This is a genomic window from Chitinophaga arvensicola (assembly GCF_900110835.1).
GTDB classification, from domain to species: Bacteria; Bacteroidota; Bacteroidia; order Chitinophagales; family Chitinophagaceae; genus Chitinophaga; species Chitinophaga arvensicola.
The window spans coordinates 79404-106397 of the sequence record NZ_FOJG01000003.1; the positions used below are offsets into that span (position 1 = coordinate 79404).

The window sequence follows — 26994 nt, forward strand, 5'->3', positions numbered from 1 at the left end:
TGCTGAAGATGCTTTTTAATATTTATTTAAAATCGGCATCCGGTATACCGCCATTCACGGTGGCGTTCTTCAGTTTCATCGTCACTTTGAAAAGTGAATTGGTGAACGAAGTGGTATGTGGCAGCTGAATACCGCTCACCGCTTTATAATCGGCGTAATCGGTAATGGTTTCTTTCTCGATACTTTCCTCTCCGGCGGAGGAAACGGTGCGGATTTTGAGCCCGGTGTTTACATCGTAATAATTCTTCACCAGTGCGCCATTGGAGGTAGCCACGCTGATCAGGTAAGCGGGCACATTATTTACGGCTATAATAGCAGGCGCCAACTCCATTTTCACATTATTATCCGGGGAGAGATAAAACAGTTCCGGAAACAACTGGTTTTTATCTTTTACAATGGCCTTATCGGCGGCAGACAGGGAAACTTCCTTATTCAGGCGGATCACGCTTACTTCATCGCCTTTTATCAGCAATTTGTAGGCAGTTGTTTTCTGACTGGGAACAGTTACCCATTGCAGCCACAGAGCTGGTTGCTTTACCCTCAGGTGATATTCTACGGTGCCGCCGTCGGCAGTTCCTTCCTGGTCTACCGACAGGTCTTTCACCGCTTTCAGGGCATTGGCGCCGCCAATAGCGTTTACATAGCGATTTAATATAGTCGTGGCCGTAACGTCTGCCGGTACAAGTTTCACGGAATCGTCTTTCCAGGTATTATTAGCGCCGTTGATATCGGGTAAACTACCCAGCGGATCGATGACCACGCTGATCAGGCTGGTCCTGGACGGATAGTTGACGGTCCATTCGCTGCCGCGTTGCCATATTTCCACCGGTAAGCGGAGGGTATCCGTTTTCTTAGCGGCATCGGTGATAACAAGCGTCACAGGCATCGGGAGTTTCTCCAGGTTCTGGATGGTAATGAGTGCGCCCTGTTGCGGATCGTTATTGACATACTTCACTCCTTTTACGGCCTGATCGAGTTTCCAGGTATTGATAAACCATCCACGCCAAAACCAGCTGAGGTCTTCGCCGGCGGCATTCTCAATGGTGCGGAAGAAATCGTATGGCGTAGGATGTTTAAATGCCCAGCGTTTGATATACTCGCGGAAGGCGTAGTCGAAACGTTCCGGGCCGAGAATTTCATTGCGCAGGAGATTGAGTCCTGCAGCGGGTTTGTAATAAGCGCCGATGCCAAGGTAATTCGCGCTCATCACATCCGGTGTGGTCATGAGCGAGGTAGCCGACGGTGTAAAGAACATCCCGGCAGAACCACGCATAGAGCTGCGCAGCGCGTATTCTCCTTTATTAAAACGCTGAGTGGAGATGCCGTTGATGAAAGTATTAAAGCCTTCATCCATCCAGGCATATTTGCGTTCGTTGGAACCCACGATCATGGGAAACCAGTTGTGCCCGAATTCGTGGTCCGTTACGCCCCAGAGGCTGCGTTGCGTTGCTTTCCAGCCACAGAACACGATACCGGGATATTCCATACCGCCTACGATGCCAGCCACGTTGGTAGCTACGGGATAGGTATAAGGGAACCAGGTATCCGAGTAATGCTCGATGCAGCCTTTTACGTATTCAGTAGATCTTCCCCAGGCTTTGGGGCCGGCTACTTCAATCGGGTAGAGCGACTGGGCCAGGCCTTTTTTACCATTGGGCAGGTTCATGCGGGCGGCATCCCAGACAAAGGCAGCGGAAGCGCCCCAGGCAACGTCGCGGCTGTTTTTGCAGACAAAGTGCCAGGTGCGGTTGCCTTTGGGGCTATTATTTTTCACGTCGTTGCTATCGCGGATCATCACGGTAGCATCGCTGTTGCGTGCTTTGGCGAGGCGGCCGATTTCCACGGGAGACAGCACCTGGGCTTCGTTCATCAGTTCGCCGGAGCCACCGATCAAGATACTGGCGGGGGCGGTGATGGTGTAATCGAAGTTGCCGTATTCCAGGTAGAATTCTGCAGCGCCCAGGTAGGGCAGGTTATTCCATCCGAGAATATCGTCGTACACGGCCATGCGCGGATACCATTGGGCAATTTCATATACCCAGCCATGGTTGGTGCGTAAACGGCCGGTACGGTCGGTACCATATTCCGGTATGGTGTAGGCGTAATCAATTTTCAGTTGCAGGGAGGCGCCTGTTTTGAGGGCATCTGCCAGTTTTACCTGCATACGGGTATCATTCACGAGATAATTGGCGGCAATGGTTTTACCGTTACTGATCACGCTCACATTTCTGAGTTCGAAACCCTGTGTGAAGCTGCGGTTTCCAAAGCGTTCACCAGCGGGTGTGGTGGCGGTTCCACGGGAATCTTCGCGATAAATGTTCTGGTCCATCTGCAACCATACAAAGGGCAGCTGGTCCGGGCTGTTATTTTTATAGGTAATGACTACGGAGCCGCTTATACGATGTTGTACCGTATCGAGGGTGACAGCAATTTTGTAATCGGCTGCATTCTGCCAGTACTTTGGGCCGGGTTGTCCACCGGCGCTGCGGAATTCATTACCGGGTGCCGGATAGAAAAAGGGGGCGAAGGCTTCGCGCGCATCGTACGCGGAGGTTATTTGTGCCATCCCCTGCCGCATCCCTGTGAATAGTAACAAGGCTGCGATAGCATAGATTTTGTTGAACTTCATCAAACGAGAATAGATTTAGAAGCTTCGAATATACATAAAAGCAATAACAGCGGGAGATCAAAACAGGAGGCTGTGTTGATCTTCCGCTGTTATGTGATTGCCGGTCCGGCTTTTCAGAGACCGTGTTCCCTCAGTTCTTTCTTTACGTGTTTAAGGCGGAAGGAGAAAATGATACTGAGGATACCGGTGCCCCAGAAAGCGGCGGCCATGAGTCCGAGAACAGCCGCCACCCCCAGAGCGGGGTTATCCAGTATGAAAATGGCGATAATAATAAGACCGATCCCTCCTACCAGCAACCAGCCCCAGTTGGGGATCTTTTCTGTTTGCAGCTGGATAGCAAACCCGATGAGACTGATGCCTTTGAACATAAACCAGAAGGCCAGGAACAGTGGAATAACCGCCATGCTTACAGAAGGATAGAGCATGAGGATAAAACCGATTACAACGTCGATGATACCCGAAGCGAGCGACCATCCCCAACCGTAATGTCCTTTGCGGTTGCTGACAGCAAAAGCGATTTCAAAGATCCCGGTCACAAACAGGGTAATGCTGAAGAAAATACTGAGCAAAACGTAGCTACTGAAAGGGTTTGAAAAGACGATGAAACCAGCGATGAGGAATATGATCCCGTTGAGGAGATATAACCACCAATATTTCACATTATTCCGGATAGCTGAGACAAATTGTGACATAACAATTACTTTAATGTGAGAAAAGGAGCTTATTCGTTTTCTTGTAAACACACCGGGTTGTAAAAAGTTCACCGGGAATATAGGCGCTTAAAAACCGGGGAAAAGCACTTAACTTTGTCCAAATGATTTAAATCATTTATTTAATAAAAGACGGAAATTATCTTTGTGGAATGAATAAGGCGATCAAGCAAGACAGACAACCACCAAACTGGTGGCACCAGGCAGACTTCATGGGCATACACGCGGTGCCCTTACTGGCATTTTTCACCGGCACTACAGCATTTGACTGGATCTTATGCGGTGTTTTGTACGTAGTACGTATGTTTTTTGTAACAGCGGGTTACCACCGCTATTTCTCGCACCGTGCATTTAAAACGTCGCGGTTTTTCCAGTTTATCCTGGCGGGGGGAGCACAAAGCAGTTTACAGAAAGGCGCCTTATGGTGGTCGGCCAATCACCGTATTCATCACAAACATAGCGACACGCCCGAGGATCCGCATTCCGCGAATGTGTACGGTATCTGGTATGCGCATATTGGCTGGATCATGGGACCAGAATACAAACCGACCCGTTTTGACCTGATCAAAGACCATAAAGCGAAGGAATTAATGTGGCTGAACAGATGGCATATGGTACCGGCAGTGGTATTGGCCATAGCGGTGTATTTTGTAGGTAACAAGGTAAATGGTACCGGTTGGTTTGACTGGAGCGCAGGTTTATCTACGTTGCTGATCGGGTTCTTCCTGAGCACCGTGATCCTGTATCATGGTACGTTTACCATCAACTCCCTCATGCACAAAATTGGTAACAAGAGATATTATACCGGAGATGAATCCCGCAACAGTGCTATCCTGGCGCTGATCACCCTGGGAGAAGGCTGGCATAACAATCACCACTACTATCAAAGTGCTGCCAGACAAGGTTTTTACTGGTGGGAATTTGACATCACCTACTATGTTATCAAAACGTTAGGTTTTCTCGGCATTGTATGGGATATCCGTCCTGTACCTGCTAAACTGAAAGAGAGCAATAAGCTTAGCCAGCAGTCGTCTCCACGTGTTCCGGTGGAAGAATTACACTAAAAAACAATCAACGTCATTATAGAAAAAGGGAAAGTGCCTGCAGGTACTTTCCCTTTTGTTTTTTAACTGGATTTTGAGGAAGATTTTTCTATCTTGTCTCCCTAAAAATAAAATTGCATGTATTACACCCCCGCAACAGACAGGTACAACAATATGACCTACAACAGGTGTGGTAAGAGCGGTATACAGCTGCCTGCCGTATCCCTGGGTTTATGGCACAACTTCGGTTCTGTTGATAATTTTGAGAACGGACGTAGTATTATCCATAACGCATTTGATAAAGGTATCACGCATTTTGACCTGGCGAATAATTATGGTCCTTTGCCTGGCAGTGCAGAAGAAAATTTCGGCAGGGTATTGAAACAGGACTTCACCGGTCATCTGCGGGATGAACTGATTATTTCTACCAAAGCCGGTTATACCATGTGGCCTGGTCCATATGGCGACTGGGGTTCCCGTAAATATCTTGTTTCCAGTCTGGACCAGAGCTTACGCCGTATGCAGCTGGATTATGTGGATATTTTCTATTCGCACCGTCCGGATCCTTCTACCCCGATAGAAGAAACCATGGGCGCGCTGCACAATATTGTACAGCAAGGCAAGGCGTTGTATGTGGGCCTCTCCAACTATAACGCGGAGCAAACAAAAGTAGCCGTGGAAGTATTGAAATCACTGGGTACTCCCTGCCTGATCCATCAACCTAAATACAGCATGTTTGAGCGCTGGATAGAAGGCGGCTTACTGGATGTGCTGGAAGCAAACGGGGTGGGTTGTATTCCTTTCTCTCCCCTGGCGCAGGGCTTACTGACCGATCGTTACCTGAATGGTATTCCGGCAGGTTCCCGTGCCAGCAAACCAAGTGGATTCCTGCAGGAAGGCGATGTAACACCGGAAAGAATTGAGAAAGTGAAAAAGCTGAATGTGCTGGCGCAACAACGTGGGCAGTCACTCGCACAGATGGCACTTGCCTGGATCCTGAAAGACAAGCGTATTACTACTGTATTAATTGGCGCAAGTTCTGTATCACAACTGGATAACAACCTTGAAACGCTGAAGAATACTGCTTTTGCGAAAGAAGAGCTGGACGCTATTGAAGCTATTCTGAAATAGTGATATTACCTGCCACCAGCTGTTTGGTGGCAGGTAAATATTTTTTACTTCCTGGGTTTAGCCCGTTCATATTGTACCGGCCATTTCTGATCTGCCTCCAGTTCATGAGCCGCATGCAGCGGGAAATAAGGATCTCTCAACAATTCCCGCGCCATCAGCACCATATCTGCCCTTCCTTCTGCGATAACAGATTCCGCTTCTGCTGCCGTAGTAATCATGCCTACTGCACCGGTAGGGATATCGGCTTCCTTCCTTACCTTCTCTGCGAATGGAGTTTGGTACAGGGGCCCTACTTTGATGTGCTGGTGTGCTGCCAATCCACCTGAAGAACAATCTACCAGGTCTACTCCTTTTTCTTTTACGATCGCTGCCAGTTTTACCGACTCTTCGGGGTTCCAGCCGCCATCTGCCCAATCTGTAACGGAGATGCGTAACAGTAAAGGATATTGCGCCGGCCATACACTGCGAACGGCTTCCACGGTTTCCACCAGGAGGCGGATCCTGTTTTCAAAGCTGCCTCCGTATTCATCGGTGCGTTGATTGCTGAGGGGAGATAAAAAATTATGCAGCAGGTAACCGTGTGCGCCATGTATTTCTATCACTTTGAACCCTGCCGCCAAAGCCCTTTGGGCAGCGGCTTTAAAGTCGTCCTTTACTTTACGTATACCTGTTTCCGTGAGTGCTACCGGTAGCGGATATACGTCGTTGAAAGGAATGGCGCTGGGCGCCACTACTTCCCATCCCCCATCTGCTGCGGGAAGGGTACCATTACCATCCCAGGGACGCAGGGTACTCGCTTTTCTACCGGCATGCGCCAGCTGGATACCGGGAACGGCTCCCTGGGCGGTGATAAAAGAGGTGATGCGTTGTAATCCGGGGATATGCTCCTCTTTCCAGATGCCTAAATCCTGGATAGAAATGCGGCCTTCCGGAGATACGGCGGCGGCTTCTGTCAGCACGAGCCCGGCCCCTCCTACTGCGCGGCTACCCAGGTGTACCAGGTGCCAGTCGTTCGCAAATCCATCCGTTGACGAATATTCACACATAGGCGATACCGTTATCCTGTTCCGGAATACTACCTTCCTCAACTGTAGAGGGCTGAACAAATGTGACATAAAATGCTGCTTTTAAGTTCTTTAAAATTAAGCTTTAATCGTATAGCGCGCGTAAACTTGTCTATTAATAAATAATTGCCGGAGCATTTGCCTGAGGGCATTAAGCAGATATTATTACCTTGCACACCTGATAAACAGATATGAATAACGATCAGATTTCATTACACCGGCAGGAGTTGGAAGAATTTGGCTACACTGTAATAGCAGACGTATTTACGGAAACGGCTATACGGGAGATGATTGCTGTGATTGATAGTGCAGATCATAGCGGTCCGTTGTTCCGGAAAACCAGTGATCTATTTGCCATCCGCCGCTTTTTGCAGGTAGTACCGGGTATGGCTCCGCTGGTATTTTCACCGGCTGTGGAGCAGATCGTGCGGGAGTTGTTTGGCATACGCCATGTACCGGTGAAGTCTATTTATTTTGATAAACCCGGCGAATCGAACTGGTTTGTGGCCTGGCACCAGGATCTTACCATTTCTGTGAATCAGAAATTGCACGTGGAGGGTTATGGTCCATGGACCGTAAAGCCTGACCAGTATGCGGTGCAACCGCCGGTAGACATCCTGCAAAGTATTTACACATTGCGCATCCATCTCGACGATACCGACGAACAGAACGGCGCCTTAAAAGTACTGCCCGGCTCACACGCAAAAGGTGTTTACCGGGCAGATGGCATAGATCTAAACCAGACCCCGGAGGTAAGCTGCCGGGTAAAAAAAGGCGGTGTAATGATTATGCGGCCCTTACTGATGCATGCTTCCGGGCGCAGCAGCAACGGGCATAACCGGCGGGTGATCCATATTGAATTCAGTGACCGCAGTCTCACCGGCGGATTGGAATGGGCGGAGCAATCATCCCTGTTCCCGGTTACCGAAGCTTAATGTTTTGTTGGTGACCAATGGTCTTGCCCAGAAACCAATACTTAATATGTATCCCATGGTGAGGTACAGAAAACACATACCCGTGCGCAATCCCCAGTGATCGCCCAGCCAGCCTACTACCAGCGGCAACACCGCTCCCCCGGTGATGCCTGTTACCAGGATACCGGAAAAAGACCCATGGTGTTCTGTTACAGAATTCAACGCCAGTGAAAAGATAATCGGGTACATCACGGAGGCAAAGAAACCTACCAATGGGAAAGCAATACGTGCCACCGGCCCGCTTCCGAACAAAGCCGCCGTAAAGCTGATCATCGCCAGCAGGGTAAAACCGATGAGTACTTTACGGCTATCCATCAATTTCAGCAACAGTAAGCCCAGTACGCCGCCGGCAGTCATAAGGCCCCAAAAATACGCCACTGCATTGGCGCCGGTTGTTTGCGGATCATATTGGTGATAGACCGACAGGAACTGGGAGATCCAGTTGGCAATTCCTTGCTCCGTGCCCACGTAACAGAACAAGGCAAAGAAATACAGCAGTACTGCCGGCTTCTTCAACAGGTCGATATGTGTTTGCAGGGCGCCCACTGTTTCCTCTTTGGTGAGCGCTACCCGTGGAAATTTTGACACCGCCAGAATAAGGATCATCAGGGCACAGATCACGGTAAACAGCCAGTACAGGGAAATCCAGGGGAGTCCGGCAGGCACCAGGCCTGTGAACGCATGCAGTGAGCCACGCTGGATATTGACTACCAGGTACGAATATACGAGTGGACTTACGAAGGAAGCAAGACCAAAGATCAGTTGCGCCAGCACAGAGTTAAACGCATAATGTTCTTCTCCCCCTGAAGTACGCAGCAGGGGATTAATCACCACCTGCAACATCGCCATACCACAGCCGATCAGGAACAGCGACCATACAGCGGTTAAATAAGATGGAAATACAGACAGCAGCAACGCGCCAAAGAAGGCTACTACAAAGGCTGCTATCATGATCTTCTTTTCCTTGTATTTTTCAATGAGCATGCCGGCGGGAATAGACATTACGCCGTAAGCGATAAAGAAGGCAAAGGGCAGTAAGGCCACCAGCGTAAGGCTCAGGTGAAAGCCATTGATAATATCGGGGATCAGCGGCCCTATTACATTCGTGAGAAAGGAGATCACGAAGAAAGTGAGCATGATCAGTGCAACAATATAATAGTTTCTTGTTTTCATGGTTGTGTGATTGGTACAATGTTCCAGCCGCTGAGCGATATAACTGCTTTCTGCTGCTGCAGAGCTTTCGTATGTACATACCCGTTAATAGTAATGGTTTCCCCGGGCAGCATGGTAAAGTCGTTGTCTTCCCAGAACACCGGCACTATTGTTTCGCCATTTGCGCCGCGTATATCCAGGTGTACCATAAAGGCCAGCCCGGTGCCGGGATGACGGAGCGTTATCTTTGCAAAGGTGGTATCACCCTGACGGGTAAACGCCGATTGCATCTCCAGTTTTACCGGGGGCAATTGCTGCAGCGCCGTCAGATCGGCGAACGCAGTTTGCGGTGTCACGTACCAGTTGGTTTTGGCGGTATCCAGTTCATCCTGTTTATTCGAGAGTACATAAAAATTGCGGCTCACTGCTTTGCCGTTATCTTCCAGTTGCAGATCGAGGTACCAGGTATTGCCAGGAGGCGTTACCGGAAGCGCCGGCAGTTGTAATGCCTTCTGAGGCTGCACGCTATGCAGCAGTGTATCTGCTTTATAAACGGATTGCAGGGCAATATTGAGTACCTGGATACGGGCTTTTAACGGGGCGCTGGCGGCAGCGGTGTTGTTGATCACGTCTACTCCCCTGCGGCCATAGTTCCAGGAAATATGCAGCGGTTCGCCGGCTTTACGTGCGCCATAGAAAGCGCCGGTGGGCAACAGGTAGTAATCGTACAACTGCCACCAGAGTTTGGGCCAGGAAGCGTTGTACATCCATTGAATGATTCCGGTAGCAGCAGGACGGTTAGCCGTGAATGCTTCCAGCATGGCGCGCATACCTTCGTAGTTAAGGTATTGTGCTTTGCGGATGTAATCGTCGAGGCTAACGGCTTTACCTAAACGCTTTTCCATGGCATTGTTGTAGTAGTCGAGGTTATGAAACTCTCCTCTTGCGGCGTGGTACATCCAGGCGTTGGAGATGGGCCACAGGGAATCTTCCGGGATCATTTTACGGAGACTTTCCAGCAACGGCACTTGTGGGCCGGGGCCTGTTTCGGTATTAAAACCAAAGGCGCCGCCGTTTTTATCATCTATGTACCAGTAGTCGGGGGGAACATAATCGTAGGGGCCGCGCATTTTCACGCCGGCAGGTCCGCTGACACTGCTGGTGTTATCGTGTGCGGAACTGAGTGAAGGCCGGGAAGGGTCGTATTCCCGCAGTATAGCAAGGTATTGCTGTTCCAGGGCTGGGCGGGGCAGTTTATCGCTGCCATATACCCATACAAAAATGGAAGGGTGATTACGCAGCCAGGTGATCTGATCTTTGAGCGATTGGGCGGCAATGAATTGTTGTTCCGGCGAAACGATGCCACCAAATTCATCTGCGGCTTTGCCCATATAGTTATCCCATTCCCATTGTGCGCTCCATCCTACCATGATGAAAATGCCTTTCTCATCGCAGAGATCGTAGAGGTGCTGGTTGTTGCCCCAGAAGCCTTCCATGCGGATGGTGTTGAGGTTCATCTGAACGGCGTAGTCGATCCCGGCGCGTTCGTAATCCGGTGTGGCATTGAGCAGCATGGGATCTGTCCAGCCGCCGCCACGTATCAGTAGTTTCTTTCCATTGAGAAGATAACCCCGGTGGCCGGCTTCGTTGATATAGTCGGATACCTGGCGGATACCGAAGCGGACATTCCGTGTATCCGTTACCGTATTACCTGTTTTAAATTGCAGTGCCAGGTCGTATAATTCCGGTTTGCCCAGATCGCGTGTCCACCACAGGCGGGGATTACTGATCTGCAGTGCCGGGTAGGCGCCGGGGCTGAACGTAACCGTGCGGCTGCTGTTGGGCGATAGCGTTACCTGTTGTGAGAAACGGATATTCCCGGTGATGGTACCTTCGAGAGTACCGGTAACGGGTACACTGCTTTCATTACGGAGGATCGTACTCACGGTAACGGCCGCACGTTTTAATGTGGCAGTATCGACAGTTGTTTGTACAAATGGCTGAGAAATGGCCACCGGTCCGCTGAGGAGCAGTTGCACATCGCGCCAGATACCCATGTTTCTATCCGGTGGCGCGGGATTCCAGTCTACAAACCCGAGGGTAGGATCACCTTTATCAGGGGCGGTTATTTTCAGGGCGAGCACGTTTTTGCCGGGATGTACCAGTTTGCTGATATCGAGTTCAAATCTCCGGAAACCACCTCTGACAGTATCGGGGGCTACTTCTGTGCCATTTACCCAGATGGATGCCCGGTAATTGATGCCATTGAAAAGCAGCTTTGCTACCTGCCCGTTTTTCATAGGCGGCAGTTCAAAGCTGGTGCGGTGCCACCAGGGATGTTTAAAGGGTTCGGTGGAGATCTTCTCCATGTTGTTATGGAAGAAGATATCCTTGTAAACCCCATCTTCCACCAGGGACGCCATCACGGTACCAGGTACTTTGGCGGGATACCATTGCTGCGGGGCATACTGTGCAGTGGCAATTACTTTTCCTTCTTCCTGTACGAGTGCTGCTGACTGTATCTGCCAGTTTTTGTCCAGTGGTTGCTGTGCCGTTATCCACTTCTGTTGCGCCTTCACGGGCAAAGCAAGGCCCATTAACAACGACAGATAAAAGCCGTGTTTCATGTGATGGTAATTTTATGATGAATAAGATGTTGGTGTGTGAAGAGGAAAAATAATGCAGAAGATTATCCTGGTTAGCGGTTGGTGCGCCAGGATAATCCTCTTCATCATAAGCCCGGATTCTTAATAACCGGTATTCTGTTTCAATGTGGGTGCGCCGCTTTTCACGCTCAGATCTACTTGTCTTTGCGGAATCGGGAAGCGTACATTTTTGGCAGCGAAGCTACCCGTAGCCACATCGGTGGTAATTGTTTTTTCGTAGTTGAAGTAGCGGGTCAGTTCCGTTTGTGCGATACCCCAGCGAACGAGATCGAAGAAGCGGTGGCCTTCCATTGCCAGTTCCAGTTTGCGTTCGAACTGGATCGCTTTGATGGCCCATGCTTTTCCTTTGGCGGCGAAGGTACCGGCAGGATACTCACTCACGTGGTAATTGGCAGCAGGTGTGTTGGTATAACCCGCCATCGGATGATCCGGATCGATATAGGTTTTCACCCAGCCTACAGGATCGGCGGCACGGGCGCGTACCATATTTACATATTTCTCAGCGAGATTCGGATCACCGGCCTGTTCCTGGCATTCGGCGGCCATGAGCAGTACATCGGAGAAGCGGATCAGTACATAATTGATCGCATTACCGGGCGCCCAGCCATTTCCATCATAGTATTTATCCTGGGTAGCCTGCATGTATACGTTTTTGAGTGCAGCATACGGGCCGGCAGATTGCTGGTCACGTACCCAGTCCATACCAGGGTGATTGCCCCAGTCCAGGAAAGGAATACCGCGACGGCCAACGGTCCAGTCGAGCCGTGGATCCAGGTTTCCGTCATCCGGTGTAAAGTCGTCGCTGCTGGCGATGCCCATATCATTTTTAACAGGGTGGCTGTTAAAATCATCGATATATGGCAGTCCATCGTCGTCTGTGCGGAAGGAATTTACCAGGTCCTGTGTAGGCTGATAAAAGCCGCAGCAGCTGAAAGGTCCGTTGTACGGGTAGTTCAGCATTTCGCCCTGGTTAGCGTTGCCGGTACCACCGGAGCCGTCGTTGGCGCTGTATTGTATAGAGAAAACGGCTTCGCTGTTATTTTCGGTAAAGGCATCGAAGTTATCGTGGAACTTCGGGCGCAGTTCAAACGCGGTTCCTTTGGCGGTTACACCGTGTGCGATCACATCTTCAAAGATGGGCATGGCTTCGCCGTATTTCTTTTCATACAGGAGTGTTTTAGCGAGATAGGCTTTGGCGGCCCAGCTGTTAGCGCGACCAATCACATCCTGGATTTCATTGAGATGTTCGGCAGCGAATTTAAAATCGGCTTCGATCATCGGCCATACATCTTTGTCGTTGGGTATTTTATATTCATCCACATTCAGCTTGCTGTAGCTGTTGGAATTTTCGTCTACCCAGGGCACATTATCAAACATCTTTTTCAGGTCTGAATAATAATGACCGCGCAGGAAGCGTGCTTCCGCAGCGGCTTCATCTTTCTCTGCGGCGGTCATGTCGGTGACGTTCGTCAATATATGTAGGACAAAATTACAGCGGCGGATACCTTCATAATCAACGCGCCATTTATCGTTAAAGAAGCCGTTGGTGGCGTTGCCGATGAAGGTGCCGATCTGCAGAATGGCGGCGGCATCGCCGGGATCGCTGCCTTTGTGGGCATCTCCACCGCAGATGCTGCCATAGATCCAGTTATCGGGTGATACGGCGTAGCCGCTACCTCCCGAAAGATTGACCATATCGCCGTCTTTAAAATCCTGTCCGTCGAGTGCGCCATAGGCGCCTACGAGCAGTGTGGCCACTCCTTTTTTATTGGTAAGCGAAGACTCTTCCAGGGAAGATTGCGGGGTGCGTTCGAGGAAACTCTTACTACAACCGGTGATAAAGGGAGTTGCAATAGCCGCACTCAATAGTATATGATAAAATGATTTTGATTTCATGATCCTACTTTTTTAAATGAGCAATTGTTAGAAACCCAGGTTCAATCCGATGAGGAACTGGCGTTGGTTCGGATAGGCGCCTTCGTCTACCCCAAAGTCGGTGATATTGGAGCCGCCGATTTCAGGATCCAGGCCAGAGTATTTGGTGATAGTAAATAAGTTAGCCGCCTGGATGTAAATGCGCAGTTTTTCGATGTGTGCTTTTGACACCAGTTTCGTAGGCAGCGTATATCCAAGCTGTATGTTCTTTGCCCGCAGGTAGGCGCCGTTTTCCACCATGTAAGAGTTAGGAACGCCCTGGGTACTGGTAGAACCGTTTACTTCCTGGATAGGAGCTGTTGCGTTGTGGTGATCTGGTCTCCAGGAATCATAGAGGGCGGTTTTACTTTTGGCGCTTTCAAATGATGGATAGAAATCTCTCCACCAGCGAACGTTGTTCCAGATCTGGTTGCCATGGGTACCAAAGAGGAAGATGCTGAAATCAAATCCTTTGTAGGCGAGGCCCAGGTTGATACCGTAGGAGAAGTCGGGATTAGGATTGCCCAGGAAAGTACGGTCGTCGGGTGTGATGATACCGTCGCCATTTACGTCCTGGTAGCGGAAGCGTCCCAGCCCTTCGCCTTCCTGGTAGGTGGCATCGGGTGTGTTGGTAGCTTTCTGTGCCTGTTTATCTGCGGCGGTAATTTCTGCCTGGTCGTTCCAGAAGCCGATCACTTTATATCCGAAGAAAGAGGATACGGGTTGTCCTACAGCATTGCGGATAATGTTGCTACCATCGAAGCGGCGACCGTCGCTATCGAAGTAGTCTACGCCATCTGCTATTTTAACGATCTTGTTTTTGTAGGTAGTGAGGGTACCGGTAACGTTGAGTTGCAGATCTTTTGTAATATTCTTGTGCCAGCCGACGGAGAAGTCGAACCCTTCATTTTTCATGCGGGCGATATTCACGAAAGGCTGTGCGCCGGTACCTGCAAGGCCGGGTAATTCCGGATTGTACAAGAGATCTTTGATGTCTTTGCGATAGTAATCGGCGGAGAAATCGAGTTCACCGTTGAACAGGCTTGCATCGATACCGAAGTTCGCGTTTACATCGCTTTCCCATTTCGCATCGGGGTTACCGATCTGCATGCCTGCAAATCCGGCGGTGAGGCCGTTATTCACGCCAGCGAGATCGTAGTAGGAAGAGTTGCGGTTACCGCCATAGAGGAAGTAGCCGTTGTTGACGCCGAGGTTCAGCTGATTACCCATGATACCCCAGCCTCCGCGTATTTTCAGTTCTGTAATCCAGGTAACGGATTTCATGAATTCTTCCTGGGAGATACGCCAGCCTGCGGTGATGGCAGGGAAAGTACCGTAGTGGTTATTCACGAATTTGGAAGAACCATCGCGGCGAACCGTGGCGCTCAGGAGATACCGGTCGGCGAAGGAGTAGTCGATGCGACCGAGGATCGAGAACAGTCCTTCTGATTCGCGGTTACTGTAGTTCGTTTGTGTACCCGTACCGGTGCTCAGATCCGGGAAATATTCATCGAAGGTAAAGTAGTCTTTCGTAGTACCGCCTACTGCGCGGCTGCGGGCATCGAATGATTCCGTACCGGCAATAATTTTCAGGTCATGTTTATTATTGAAGGTCTGGTGATACGTGAGTGTATTGGTCCAGGTCCAGCTGTGGGCGTTGGTAGATCCTTCTGTGTAGGAGTTGCTGGTGGCGTTCTCCTTATTTTCATATTGCGGGAAGGTGAAGGAATGCGACCAGCCGGAAGATACTTCACCGCCGAAGCTGGTGCGGAAGGTGAGGTATTTGAGGAAGTCTACTTCACCGTACACGTTACCAAACAGCCGGGTGTTGAGGCCTTTGTTGTTGCGGGTGCGGTATTGCATCGCTACCGGGTTAAAGGCGTCTCCCAGTGCATCGCCTGCGGAACCTGCGAAATTTCCTTTGATATCATATACCGGGATGATGCTTTGTTCGCGCATAGCATGACCGATAGCAGCATCGGAGGTATTGATATCAACAGAGGGATTTTCAGACATAGAGAAAGCGAGGTTCTCTCCTACCCGGATGCCCGGTGTAATATTGTATTGGGTATTGGACCTGACGGTATATCTTCTCAGGTAAGTATTCATCAACGTACCTTGTTGATTGAAATAATTCAGGGAGAAGAGATAGTTTCCTTTATCGCCGCCACCGCTCACGGCCACGTTGTGGCTGGTGATAGGCGCCGGGCGGAATATTTCCCGGTACCAGTTGGTACCTGCTTTATTGGCTCTTGAAATCTGGTAGAAGCTGTTATAGTCGTTCAGATCCGTGTAGTTCGGATTCACATAATATTTGGAGGGATCTACTGCGGGATCGCCTTCCATTTTTCCGGAGGGCAGGATATAATCCGGGATCACGGGTGTAGCGCCTTTACCGTATTGGTCGGTGCCGGGATCGAGGCCGGAGTTTTTATAGGCGAGCCATCTGAGGTCGGCCTGTTCCTGTGGGTTGAGGGTATTCCATACATTTCCATTTTTGGGGTATTGGCGGCCATAGTAGCCATCGTAGGATACTTTTACCTTACCGGAACCACGGCGGGTGGTGATGATGATGACACCGTTGGAAGCGCGGGAACCGTAGATAGAGGCAGCGCCGGCATCTTTCAATACCTGGAGACTGGCCACATCGTTGGGGTTCAGGTCAGCGATGTCGGTGGTGGGTACGCCATCCACTACATAGAGCGGGGAGTTGGAGCCAAAGGTATTAACGCCACGGATACGGATCTGAGGCGATTCACCCGGCTGACCGGAGCCGATGACGGTAACACCGGAGGCCTGGCCCTGTAACTGTTCTGTTACCTGTGCGGATGGTTGTCTTTTCAGGTTATCGATATTCACTACGGCCACAGAGCCGGTAAGGTCTTTCTTTTTCTGGGTGGTATAACCGGTAACTACGATCTCATTGAGGGCACTGGAGCCTTCTTTGAGGGCAACGTTGATGAGTGATCTACCGCTAACGGGTATACGTTGTGTTTCATAACCGATAAAGGTAATGTCGAGTTCATCACCGCTTTTACCGGGAGCGGAGATGGAATAGGAACCATCTGCATTGGTAACGGTACCGATATTGGTGCCGGCGATGCGAACGGTAACGCCTCCTACGGGATTGCCTTTTTCGTCTCTGACTACGCCTTTAACAGGATGTTGCTGTTGCAGGGTACCGGGATCTGCGGGTGCGGGGGCGACAGTTTTTTCGGTCACCATATAAAAGTGTTCCCTTACTTTCTCATAGTGGAGGTTGAAGGGGTTGAGCGCCTTTCCGAGGGCTTCCTCGGGGGACTGGCAGCTGGCTACCGACAGTTGTATTTTTTTGTTTTTTACCAGGGTGCTTTTGTAAGCGATAGATACACTGAAGCGTTCCTCGATCAGGTGTAATACTGTTTTCAGGGACGATTCATCGGGTTGTGTGGTTCCCTCGCTGTTACCGGTTTCAGGGGGAATCTGCTGGTTATCGGTGGCAGCCAGTTCCTGTGCTGACACCGTTTGGGATAGGAAATACAGGGCCAATGCTTGCATCAGCAAAACACGTAAACCTTTTTTCATCTTACAGGTTTTAACGATTAAGAATAAGACACTATTATCGAGTGGCGATCTTTACGGCTTATGAATCCAGACTTCATCGCCTCTTTGGTTGAATTGCATACGGAAAACCTTTCCCAGCTGAGTCATCATAGTATCGGCGTTGTAAATGATAGGCATTGAACCCGATACCTTATAGCTTAACAATTGTGTATCACGAACGATCAGTTTTTTACCAAACACCTGTTCCATGAAGACGGCGGCATCCGCCAGGGTAAAGTCGTTCATGGTAAGTCTGCCGGTGTGCCAGGAAGTGTAGTTGACGGCATCTACGCTTCTTTTGGCATAATCGCCATCCTGTTTATTATACCGGAGCATTTCCCCGGGTTGCAGGTAGAGTGCTGCGGCTTTGCCGTTGCCGGGTTCACCGATATTCAGCAGGATACTGCCCTGTTGCAGTACCACAACAATTTCTTTACCGGTGCTGTTCACATTGAACTGTGTGCCCAGTACTTCCACATCGAGGTGGTCGTAGGTATGAACGATAAATTTCTGTTGGGAAGCGGTATGCTTTACATGAAAGAAAGCTTCCCCATCGAGCCATACTTCTCTTTGTCCGCTGCCGGTAACTGCATACAGCAGGCGGGAATCTGCGTTGAGTGTTACTTCCGAACTGTCTGGCAGCAACAGTTTCCTGGTTTCGCCAAGACGGGTGAAAGTGCTGAGAATAGCGGGTTGCCGGCTACCTGTCTTCCACCACCACCATCCGCCGGTGAGGAGCATACCCAACATCACTGCGGCAGCATATCTCCAGATATTTATCTTTCGTACGGGGAGCGCAGGTGTTTCCACCGTTGCTTCCTCCTCCTCTTCCAGTCCATTCCATACGGCGTCCCAGAGTTGTTCCTTGTCGGTGGCCGACAGGGAATAATCGCGGAAGCGGATGCTTTGCACGAGTTGCCTGGCGTTGCTGATGACGGGTTCCTTTTCCGGGTATTGACGAAGCCACGACTCCCAAAACACATTTCTCTGCTCCGGGTGTAAAACCCATTGTTGAAAATCCTCATCCATAGCAAACTCCCGGGCGGTGTATGATAAATAGTTACTGGCTGCCAAGAGACGTGCTTTTACCTAAAGAGCAGGTAACGGGGAAAATCTCATCACTTTTTTAAAATATTTTTTTATCTGCCTAAAAGCAGTAACAGGAGCGGCAGGGAGAGGTTCTTTTTGAGGATGCCGATGGCTTTGGAGATGGTATTATAAACGGAGTCGACCTGCATAGACATGATATCGGCGACTTCATTATAATTGAGGTTCTGAAAGAAGCGGAGGTAGATGGCTTCCCGCTGGCGCCTGGACAGGTGGCTGAGGGCTTCCTGGAGGAGACGTTTCTGTTCTTCGAGGGTTTCGTGTTGTATGAGTTGATTTTCGAGGGGGAGGGTACATTCAAATTCGAAGGCATCCCAGGATTCGCGGTGCTGATAGCGGCGGTCTTTGCGCAGGGCGCGCAGCAGGCGTCTTCTCAGGCTGCTGATAAGGTAATAACGTACGTTCCCGATGTTGGTAGTCAGGTGTTCCCGGGAGATCCAGAGGTCCTGGAACAGGTCCTGGAGGCAATCTTTTACCCTTTCCTTATCCTGGCAGAAATGCATGCCATAATGAAAGAGGTCATCGATGTGTGCATCGTATATTTCGGCGAAAGCGTGGCGGTCACCCTGTAGAAAGAGTCCCCAAAGTGAGGAATGGGAAGCCACCACTTGCAGCCCTGATCTGAAGGCTTTCCCTGTATTCATACTATTCTGGTTGATATACTAAAGCTTGTTAATTATTTTGACACTTGCAAATATATTTTGGCACCCGTTGTGCCATAGGGTGTATATATCATTAAAACTGAACTATATGAAACACCTCACTTATTTAATGCTGTCATGCCTGGTACTTTTACTCAGTAGTTGTGAAGTTATCGGCGGAATATTCAAAGCGGGCGTTTGGACGGGAATACTTGCGGTAGCGGTGGTAGTGGGTTTGATTATTTTTCTTATCAGCCGGGGGGGAAAGCGTGGTTAGTGTAGGTTATACACGTATTTGAATATGAAAAGGCATTAAAGCAGGCACCTGAAGGTGGAATGCTTTAATGCCTTTTCTCATAGTGCCTCTTTCCTATTGTCTTTACTGTGTATAGGGCAAAAGTACCTGGAATACAGCACCATTGCCGGGAGAAGACAGTGCTAAAATACTTCCGTGGTGGTTGTGTACAATCTTTTTACAGATGGCCAGTCCGATACCGGTTCCGGAATATTCATCCTTGCTATGTAATCGCTGGAAGATTTTGAAGATCTTATCGGCATGATCCTGTTTAAAGCCGATACCGTTATCGCTGAAGGTAAGCACACAATATGCTTTTTCCACTACTCTTCCGAAATGCGCCAGCAGCTCTTCCGGCGTGGCTTTCTCCGCAGTGAGACTGATGCGCGGTGTAGTACCTTCCTTAGAAAATTTCAGGGCATTGCTGATGAGGTTTGCAAAAAGCTGGTTCACCTGGAACGGCACTACCTCCAGCTGTGGTAGTGGACCGTGACTCAGGATCGCTTCCTTCTCTGCGATGAGCAGTTCAAAGTCGGCGCTGATCTGTTGCCAGATATGTTCCATATCTGTCAACTGAAAGCCGGTACCAGCATCAGACAAGCGGGAAAAATGCAGCACATCCTGTATCAGCGTGGACATACGGGCGGCAGAGTGTTCAATTTTATCGAGGTACTTTGCGGATAAATCGTCTGTCCTTTTTATCATTCCTGCGAAAGTGCGCATTTTCCGGAGAGGTTCCTGTAAATCGTGGGACGCGATATATGCAAACTGTTCCAGCTCCTGGTTTGTTTGCCGGAGTTGATTATTCGCCGTTGCCAGTTCATAGGTACGTGCTTCCACTTGCTGACGCAGCGTTGCTTCACTTTCCGCAATGGCCTCCTGGGCTTTTTTAATAGCATCAATTTCAGTAGCGGTACCATACCATTGTATTACATCACCGTTGATATTTCTTTCTGCGATGGCGCGGCTCAGGTGCCAGCGGTAGGCACCATCTTTCATGAGAATACGGTGTTCTTTGACATAATCTGCTCTACCTGCCACCGCATCTTTCCACAGCTGATCCGTGCTTTCCAGGTCGTCGGGATGAACAATGGAATGCCAGTAGTAACCACCATCCGGTGTAACGGTATGTGCCATCTGGTATTCCTGGATCCTTGTGTTGTAATATACTACCTTACCGTTGGTGTCTGCGATCCATACCAGTTGGGGCATGGCATCTGCGATGAGGCGGAACCGTTTATTGCTTTCTTCCAGCGCATCTACCCTTATCTTCTGATCTGTAATATCCATGATGGCGCCGAGCAGTCTGACCGGCGTTTTCTGCTGATCAAAATACACGCGGCCTTTCGCCCGGATCCAGTGTAGTGATTTGTCAGGATGGATGATCCTTATTTCATAAAAGAGTTCGCCGGTGCGCATGGCGGCCTCATAGGCCTTATTACGTATAGGAAGATCTTCCCAATACACTGCATCCAGGTAGTCGTACCTGGAAGGATCGTTTCCGAACCCGAATATTTCCTCCATTCTTGGGGAGGCGATCATTGCATTTGTAAGGAGGTTCACATCGTAGCTGCCCAGTTCTGATACTTCCATGGCGAGGCGGGAGCGTTCCTCCGCATCCTTCATGGCCAGCCGCTGTTCTGTTGAATGGGTGACATCATAGGCCACTACCATGATACCAATGATATTGCCACTGGTATCTTTCATGGGTTCGTAGGTAAAATTGACGTAGAACAGTTCCTGTTTACCATTGCGGGGCAGGCTGACAGGTCTTTCTTTTGCTACATAATGCTCACCGGTGTAGTACACGTTTTCCAACAGCGCTTCCAGTCCCTGGTTACGTACCTCCGGGAGTCCTTCGAATAAGGGTCTTCCGAGCATAACATCAGCCGGTTTCCCCCAGAGTTCCAGGATATGGCTATTGGCTATTTCCACGATATAGGCAGGGCCTTTCAGTACACACATGGCTACAGGAGCGTTGAGTACAAGGGCGCGGAAATTACTTTCACTTTGCCGAAGGGTTCTTTCTGCGATCACCTCCAGCGTAATATCGTTCATGGTACCATTGAACCTGACAGGTTTGCCGGCCTCATTAAAGACAGCTTTACCGAGCGCTTTTACATAGCAGCCGGAGGATTTACCAGGAGGTTTTATGTTGTATATGATATCATAGATGCCATTGTTTTCCCCTTCCAGCGCGCGCTGAATAGCGGTTACCACCCGGTCTCTGTCTTCCGCTGCAATGCTGGCAATGGCTGCCTCCAAAGGGATATCACCTTCGCCGGAAAGGCCGAACCAGGACCTCAGGCGGTCATTTCCGCGAAAAGTGTTTGTAACGGGATTGAGGTCCCAGGTACCGAGATTAGCGGCATCAATGGCAAATTCGAGTTGATTTTTTGTATCCCGGAGGGCGAGGTATTGTTTTACTTTCTCCGTTGTTTCGGTACAGGTGACCAATACGCCGTTGATTTCGCCGTATTCGTCTATCACCGGGGTGTAGCCGTATGTCCAGTAAACATCTTCCATCCGGCCGTTGCGCCAGATAGGAACGAGGCGGTCTTCATCCCAGGTGGGTCCACCACCAGACATTACCTGGTCGACCTGGGGACCGATCAGGTCCCAGGCCTCTTCCCATATCACTGCACCTAGTTGTCCCAGGGCACCGGGATGCTTGCCGTCGACGCCCATGCTTGGGCGGTAGGCATCATTATAAAAACAAAGCAATTCTTTGCTCCACCAAAGGAACATCGGAAAGCGGGAATTTAATAAAATACTTAGCGTTGTGCGTAAGCTCTGTGGCCAGGTATCGGGGTGTCCTAAAATGGTATTCTCCCATGGATAATTACGGGTCAGTTCCCCCATTTCTCCTCCCCCCTCCAGAAATCGCAACCCAACAGTCGATGCATTATTCATACAATGATAAATGTAGGAAAAAACCGTGATGCGGAGGGGATGATGAGCATAAATATCAGGATAGGGTATACGCCCGGGCTGGCTTTACCTCCAGGTTTCTGACGCACCCGTTCCCTGTGATGTTTTCATTTTTGAGTGTGAGGGGCTTATTTTTTGGGAAGGGTTTTATTCATGGTACGCAGGTCTGGGCTTTGGTCTTTTTTCACGGCTGATTCAGGAGGGATAGTGGGCGGGGGAATGTTGTTGTTTCATATGGACTTCCAATTCCAATAAACCGCGTAGCCGGGATCTGTAGTACCGGAATCAGGAAGGGACTTGTATTTTGTGCATGGAGGTCGCTCCGCTTAGTAGTTCATATTTAGATAACTTTTGTAACAGCGATAAGATGGTTTGCTATATGGCAATAAAAAAACTTACATAAAATTTTGAAAAATAAAATAATTAACTACTTTTGCATCCCGTCAAACAGAGAAACACATTTGTAAAACGGGACGTAGCGCAGCCCGGTAGCGCGCTTGCATGGGGTGCAAGAGGTCGCTAGTTCGAATCTAGTCGTCCCGACTAAACGTGATACATTTTTTTATAAAATTGTATCACGTTTTTTCTTTGCAATAATCTCACTATTAGACACTTAACTATCTCCCCAATATTCTTCTTAAAGCTTATTTTTTTTTAGTATTCTTTATAGATACCAATTTGGTTATGATGGCCTAAATCATACACGCCTGGTTGTCAGATGAATAAAGCGCTTCGAATATGTTGTTTTTTGAAAGTTCGGTATCCAGGGAAGTTTCAAGTGAACAATAATCGAACCCTCATAAGCATTAACGGACAGATGTCTATTTTTTAATTCGGCATTCCTGTGATATTCTAGCCAAATCCCGTAGCCATTGAAGAACGTTTTTTGCGCCCTCCCAATCGATTGAACTCCCCTTTCTATGCTCTATTTCTCTGATCTTCGCACACATTGAATTATCGAAATTAGGACTGACGTCGGGCGTTTCTTGTTCATGCTTTGTTGCGCCCTCGTATAAAGAAAGATGACTTCCTGGATCACATATACCGTAAATAACTTGAACCTCTTTCTTGACGTCCTGACCAAACATTGCTTCGTTGAAAATGAGATTGCTGACAAGAATTAAATTAATCAATCTTCTTTTTAAAGCAAGATCAGCTCTCTCGTAGAGATCGTCCAAATGGGAAATTTGCGATACCGCTTGATCCAAACTTACTTTTTGTATTTCAACCAGAGAGTAAGCATTATGAAGTTCCAGACCCAATGTGTTTATCCGTGCCTCACAATCTTTCTGTATTGCTAGAAAATCTTCACAATCTATATTTCCGTTGGAAAGAAGCTCTCTTGCCTTCGCAACCCGGTCAATCAATTTTTCAATGGTTCGCGTGATATAAACCTGATCAATAACCTTCTTGTTATAGATATCTTTAAAGGTATCCTGCAATATCTCTTTATACAAACTGACATAATCATCCTCTGCCTTCAGGTTTGCTATTCCTCCCAGAAATAGGGTATTCATTCTGTCTGATCTTACTCTATAATGGCAGGGAGCATAGCAATGGTAATAATAGTAGCGTTTAGTGTGACCTTTGGAACCACTGCCATAGAGTTTTCTATGGCAACAAGGGCAGTATATAAATCCCCGTAATGGTAACAAATCATTTAACGGTTTATTTATATAGGTATTCCTTTTCCTATTGTCTAATATTCGTTGAACCTGGTCAAACAACTCTTCATTTACTAACGGCTCATGAATTCCTCTCACTTCGTACTTTTCTTTACCCGTGAATTCAGGAATTTTGACTCTCCCACAGTATACCGGGTTCCTTATCATGCACCAAAACGCACCTAAACTACAGTGTAAGCCCTCGTCTAGGCTTTGTTTATATAGTCTACTAATTGAAGTATTCAGTTCTGAAATACGTGTAAACACTTTCCGGACAAGCGTTGCCTGGGGCTCATATGGAGTTAAGACCGTCTTCCCAGATTCTGTCGCCTTCTTTATGAATCCCATCGGTGCATGTCCCATCCATCTTCCTTCTTGTTTGGCCCTATGAATGCCATACTTGATATTTAGGGATCTTCTGTCATTTTCAACTTCAGATGTAACGATGTACATAGCTAAGAGAACCTTATTTTCGGGTATGGACATATTTAATGGCTGCTCTATAGCCTGAGGATCAATACCTAGTCTGGAAAGCTGGGTAATTACATAATAGGCGTCAGCAGTATTTCTGCTAAAACGATCCCATCTGGTAAATAGAAGAAGATTGGGGCGGCTTAGCTTCTGTTGAGTAAGATGCTGCATTAGTTTGGTCCAAGCGGGTCTGAGGAAAGTCTTGGCGGAATGATCTTCAAATATCGTTTGAAGGATTTCTATATTATTGTTTGCACAGAAACTCTGCAAGCGCTCGGCCTGGCTTCTTTGTGAATAGCCTTTGAGTGCTTGTTCGTCTGTGCTCACGCGGATATAAAGAACTGCGGTTGACATCTTATAATGATGTCTATAAATATACGAAAAATAATGTCATTAAAATATTGGTATATTCCCCTTAGAGCAGCGTCCCCGACGCTGTGTCGTTAGTACGAGAGACAGTATCACAGACTTTTCAAGCTATTATTCCAATTTTTTTTCATAATATCGTGTGTCATGTAAAACGATTACCCCATTACCCTATCGTCTATGATTACTAAAATTGATATTCAGAAATTTGGACTTTTTAAGGACTATCAATGGAAACAGCAAGTCGGAGGTGGCGACAAAGAAGTTTTTAATAAAATAAATATTATCTACGGAAGAAACTATTCTGGGAAAACGACCTTCTCTAGGGTGTTTAAATGTCTGGAAGACAAAAAGCTACATCCTCACTTCGAAGATGCTAGGTTTACGATATACAAGGCTGATGGGGCAATGCTTACTCATCAGACAGTCGCAAATGAAAGTTTAAATGTCCGCGTATATAACTCAGACTTTATCCGTGCCAACCTAAGCTGGCTTAGTAATCCGGACGGATCCATCAAACCATTCACGATACTGGGTGAAAAAAATGTTGAAATAGATCGGAAAATAAAAGAAATAGAAGCAAAACTCGGGGAAGGAACAGATGTTGGTCTACTAAAAGAACTGGATACATCTGCACAGCATCTCAGCCAAAAATATAATGAATTCCAGAAGAAGCAGCAAGAACTGAGAGCCCGGTTGATTAATAAAGCGCAGGCAATTAAAACAGAAGCAGCTATTTTCAACAAAGTAACCTACAATATTACCGGCATAGAGGTCGACATTAAGCAAATAGATGATTCGTCACTGCTGAGCGAGCAGCTAATTGAGGATAAGAAAAGATTATTGAAGGAAGAGGCTCTACCCATAATTGATCGGATCACGCAGCCTGAGTCAAAATTTGGGGCTTATGTTGAAAGTACAGCATTATTGGTGTCTAAGAAAATAAGTCCAGGAGAACCACTCACCGAATTAATAAACAATAGCCTTTTACAGACCTGGGTAAGACATGGCATGGAGATTCACAGAAATGAGCGAGAAATCTGCGCTTTTTGTAGGAATCCCTTGCCTCTAGATTTATGGGAAAAGCTAGATGCTCACTTTAACGAGGAGTCAGAAGAACTAAGAGGAAAACTGGCAAGACAAATAGCTATGCTCGAAAATGTTCAAAAAAAACTAACCCAGTTTCAACATGTTGCCAAAGATAAATTCTATCAAAACTATCATGTCAGATATAAGGCCCTTGTAGCCGAATGGAGTAAAGCCATGAATGCCTACTCCGAAAACCTGACTATATTAATCAAGGCCTTAAGAGAACGGGATAATGACATTTTTCAAGACAGTACACTATCCGAAATACATGATCTTTCCGAACCTATTTCGGCGCTAATAATAGCGTTCAATCAGCTAATTGATGAAAATAACATCAAAACTCAGACGCTATCAAATGATCAGGAAACTGCCAGATCCGAACTCCGATTAAGCGAAGTTGCTAGATTCATTAAGGATATAGAGTATACGAGATCTCTTGCCGACATAGCAGAGTCTGAAAATGAGTATAAAGTTTTGTTACAGGAACAAGTAGACAAATCTGCATTGGCAACCTCTCTACTTGAAGAAAAAAGAAATCTAGAGGCCAAAGCCCAGGACGAAACAATAGGTGCTGAATTGGTCAACAAGCATCTCATACAGTTCTTTGGCCATGACGACATAAAACTTGTAGCAGAAGGTTCAGCACCTAACATTAGATTTAAAATTGTGCGAGATGGCAATAATGCGCAAAATCTAAGTGAAGGTGAATCTAGCCTGATTTCATTTTGCTATTTCATCGCCAAAATAGAAGATGATTTGAAAGATAAGGCCAACATTAACAACTTAATCATTTATATAGATGATCCCATTTCCAGCTTGGATAACAATCACATTTTCTTTATGTTTAGTTTAATTGACGCGATGATTGCCCAACCTAAAAAATACGGTCAGCTATTCATATCAACTCATAATTTAGATTTTCTTAAATACCTTAAAAGGATTACTATAAATGGAGGGGACAGTGTTAATTATTTCTTAGTGGAAAGGAAACAAAAAATGAACGAGAAATCCAGTTTCCTAACGCAAATGCCTAAACATATAAGAGAATACATTACGGAGTTCAATTACTTATTCAGTGAGATTTACGCCATATACAAACCGCTTTCGTTTGACAGGAAAAAGTATATCGAAAATACATATAATCAATTCTACAATTTACCTAATAATATAAGAAAGTTTCTGGAATGCTACTTATTCTATAAATATCCCAACACTAGCGATCCGCTGGGTAATTTGGGTAAACTATTTGATGGGAATGTTCCCAGTTTACTAAACAGATTTATAAATGAATTTTCGCATTTGGTCTTTATTGACAGAGGCTGGAAACCCATAGATGTAGCGGAAGCTGAAACCTGCGTTAAAATCATTATTGATAAAATAAGAGAAAAAGATGAGGAACAATTTAATGCTTTGGTTAGTAGCATAAGCTAGAAAGGCTGGAGTATATCCGTATTAAGGAACTCATCGTGCATTTTGTGCTCATTAAATAGTTCTAAGCATGAAAAGGCCATCAAAATAAGGTGATATCCCAAACATACCTCATTTACCTCTTCGTCAATGGTAAT

16 protein-coding genes and 1 tRNA gene are annotated in these 26994 nt (G+C 47.7%); 6 read left to right on the plus strand and 11 right to left on the minus strand.

Annotated elements, in window-relative coordinates; translation table 11 throughout:
* Positions 1-22: 22 nt before the first annotated feature.
* Together BMW79_RS33445 and BMW79_RS33450 are read right to left on the minus strand one after the other, a co-directional pair.
* Positions 23-2629 (minus strand): M1 family metallopeptidase, encoded by a 2607-nt coding sequence (locus BMW79_RS33445; protein WP_177192448.1) that lies wholly within the window; start codon positions 2627-2629, stop codon positions 23-25.
* A 113-nt stretch (positions 2630-2742) separates the two neighbouring features.
* Positions 2743-3321: an HdeD family acid-resistance protein gene (locus BMW79_RS33450; protein WP_089904747.1), complete on the minus strand. Its 579-nt coding sequence runs from the start codon at positions 3319-3321 to the stop codon at positions 2743-2745.
* A 170-nt stretch (positions 3322-3491) separates the two neighbouring features.
* On the opposite strand from BMW79_RS33450, the gene BMW79_RS33455 reads away from it, so the two are divergent.
* Positions 3492-4403, plus strand: coding sequence for an acyl-CoA desaturase (locus BMW79_RS33455; protein WP_089904750.1), 912 nt, complete (start codon positions 3492-3494; stop codon positions 4401-4403).
* Positions 4404-4520: 117 nt separating this feature from the next.
* Positions 4521-5513, plus strand: coding sequence for an L-glyceraldehyde 3-phosphate reductase (gene mgrA, locus BMW79_RS33460; protein WP_089904753.1), 993 nt, complete (start codon positions 4521-4523; stop codon positions 5511-5513).
* Between the two features lie 44 nt (positions 5514-5557).
* On the opposite strand, the gene BMW79_RS33465 is transcribed toward mgrA, so the two are convergent.
* Positions 5558-6628 (minus strand): NADH:flavin oxidoreductase/NADH oxidase, encoded by a 1071-nt coding sequence (locus BMW79_RS33465; protein ID WP_089904756.1) that lies wholly within the window; start codon positions 6626-6628, stop codon positions 5558-5560.
* Between the two features lie 140 nt (positions 6629-6768).
* Here BMW79_RS33465 and BMW79_RS33470 point away from each other — a divergent pair, with 140 nt between their 5' ends.
* Positions 6769-7512 carry a phytanoyl-CoA dioxygenase family protein gene (locus BMW79_RS33470; protein WP_089904759.1) on the plus strand — a complete coding sequence of 248 codons (744 nt, stop codon included), beginning with the start codon at positions 6769-6771 and terminating at the stop codon, positions 7510-7512.
* On the opposite strand, the gene BMW79_RS33475 is transcribed toward BMW79_RS33470, so the two are convergent.
* From BMW79_RS33475 to BMW79_RS33500, 6 genes are all read right to left on the minus strand, one after another.
* A complete protein-coding gene (locus BMW79_RS33475; protein ID WP_089904760.1) occupies positions 7483-8724 on the minus strand; it encodes an MFS transporter in 1242 nt (413 codons plus the stop codon). The two genes, BMW79_RS33470 and BMW79_RS33475, sit on opposite strands and share 30 nt — an antisense overlap.
* Positions 8721-11330: a glycoside hydrolase family 2 protein gene (locus tag BMW79_RS33480; RefSeq protein ID WP_089904762.1), complete on the minus strand. Its 2610-nt coding sequence runs from the start codon at positions 11328-11330 to the stop codon at positions 8721-8723. Before BMW79_RS33480 ends, BMW79_RS33475 begins: the two co-directional genes overlap by 4 nt.
* A gap of 120 nt (positions 11331-11450) precedes the next feature.
* A complete protein-coding gene (locus tag BMW79_RS33485) occupies positions 11451-13265 on the minus strand; it encodes a RagB/SusD family nutrient uptake outer membrane protein (protein WP_089904765.1) in 1815 nt (604 codons plus the stop codon).
* Between the two features lie 27 nt (positions 13266-13292).
* Positions 13293-16847 carry a SusC/RagA family TonB-linked outer membrane protein gene (locus tag BMW79_RS33490; RefSeq protein ID WP_089904768.1) on the minus strand — a complete coding sequence of 1185 codons (3555 nt, stop codon included), beginning with the start codon at positions 16845-16847 and terminating at the stop codon, positions 13293-13295.
* Positions 16848-16898: 51 nt separating this feature from the next.
* Positions 16899-17939 carry a FecR family protein gene (locus tag BMW79_RS33495; RefSeq protein ID WP_089904771.1) on the minus strand — a complete coding sequence of 347 codons (1041 nt, stop codon included), beginning with the start codon at positions 17937-17939 and terminating at the stop codon, positions 16899-16901.
* Between the two features lie 65 nt (positions 17940-18004).
* On the minus strand, positions 18005-18616 hold the full coding sequence (locus tag BMW79_RS33500) for an RNA polymerase sigma factor (protein ID WP_089904774.1): 612 nt from the start codon (positions 18614-18616) through the stop codon (positions 18005-18007).
* Positions 18617-18722: 106 nt separating this feature from the next.
* On the opposite strand from BMW79_RS33500, the gene BMW79_RS33505 reads away from it, so the two are divergent.
* The gene (locus tag BMW79_RS33505) at positions 18723-18890 is read left to right on the plus strand and encodes a phosphatidate cytidylyltransferase (RefSeq protein WP_089904777.1); all 168 of its coding nucleotides are present in this window, start codon (positions 18723-18725) and stop codon (positions 18888-18890) included.
* A 102-nt stretch (positions 18891-18992) separates the two neighbouring features.
* Here the strand turns inward: BMW79_RS33505 and BMW79_RS33510 are convergent, their stop codons facing one another.
* Positions 18993-21821: a PAS domain-containing protein gene (locus tag BMW79_RS33510; protein ID WP_089904780.1), complete on the minus strand. Its 2829-nt coding sequence runs from the start codon at positions 21819-21821 to the stop codon at positions 18993-18995.
* 487 nt (positions 21822-22308) lie between these two features.
* On the opposite strand from BMW79_RS33510, the gene BMW79_RS33515 reads away from it, so the two are divergent.
* Positions 22309-22382: transfer RNA gene (locus BMW79_RS33515), tRNA-Pro, on the plus strand.
* Between the two features lie 278 nt (positions 22383-22660).
* On the opposite strand, the gene BMW79_RS33520 is transcribed toward BMW79_RS33515, so the two are convergent.
* Positions 22661-24328 carry a recombinase family protein gene (locus BMW79_RS33520; RefSeq protein ID WP_089904783.1) on the minus strand — a complete coding sequence of 556 codons (1668 nt, stop codon included), beginning with the start codon at positions 24326-24328 and terminating at the stop codon, positions 22661-22663.
* Positions 24329-24520: 192 nt separating this feature from the next.
* Between BMW79_RS33520 and BMW79_RS33525 the strand changes: the two genes are divergently transcribed.
* On the plus strand, positions 24521-26860 hold the full coding sequence (locus BMW79_RS33525) for an AAA family ATPase (RefSeq protein WP_089904787.1): 2340 nt from the start codon (positions 24521-24523) through the stop codon (positions 26858-26860).
* Positions 26861-26994: the final 134 nt, after the last annotated feature.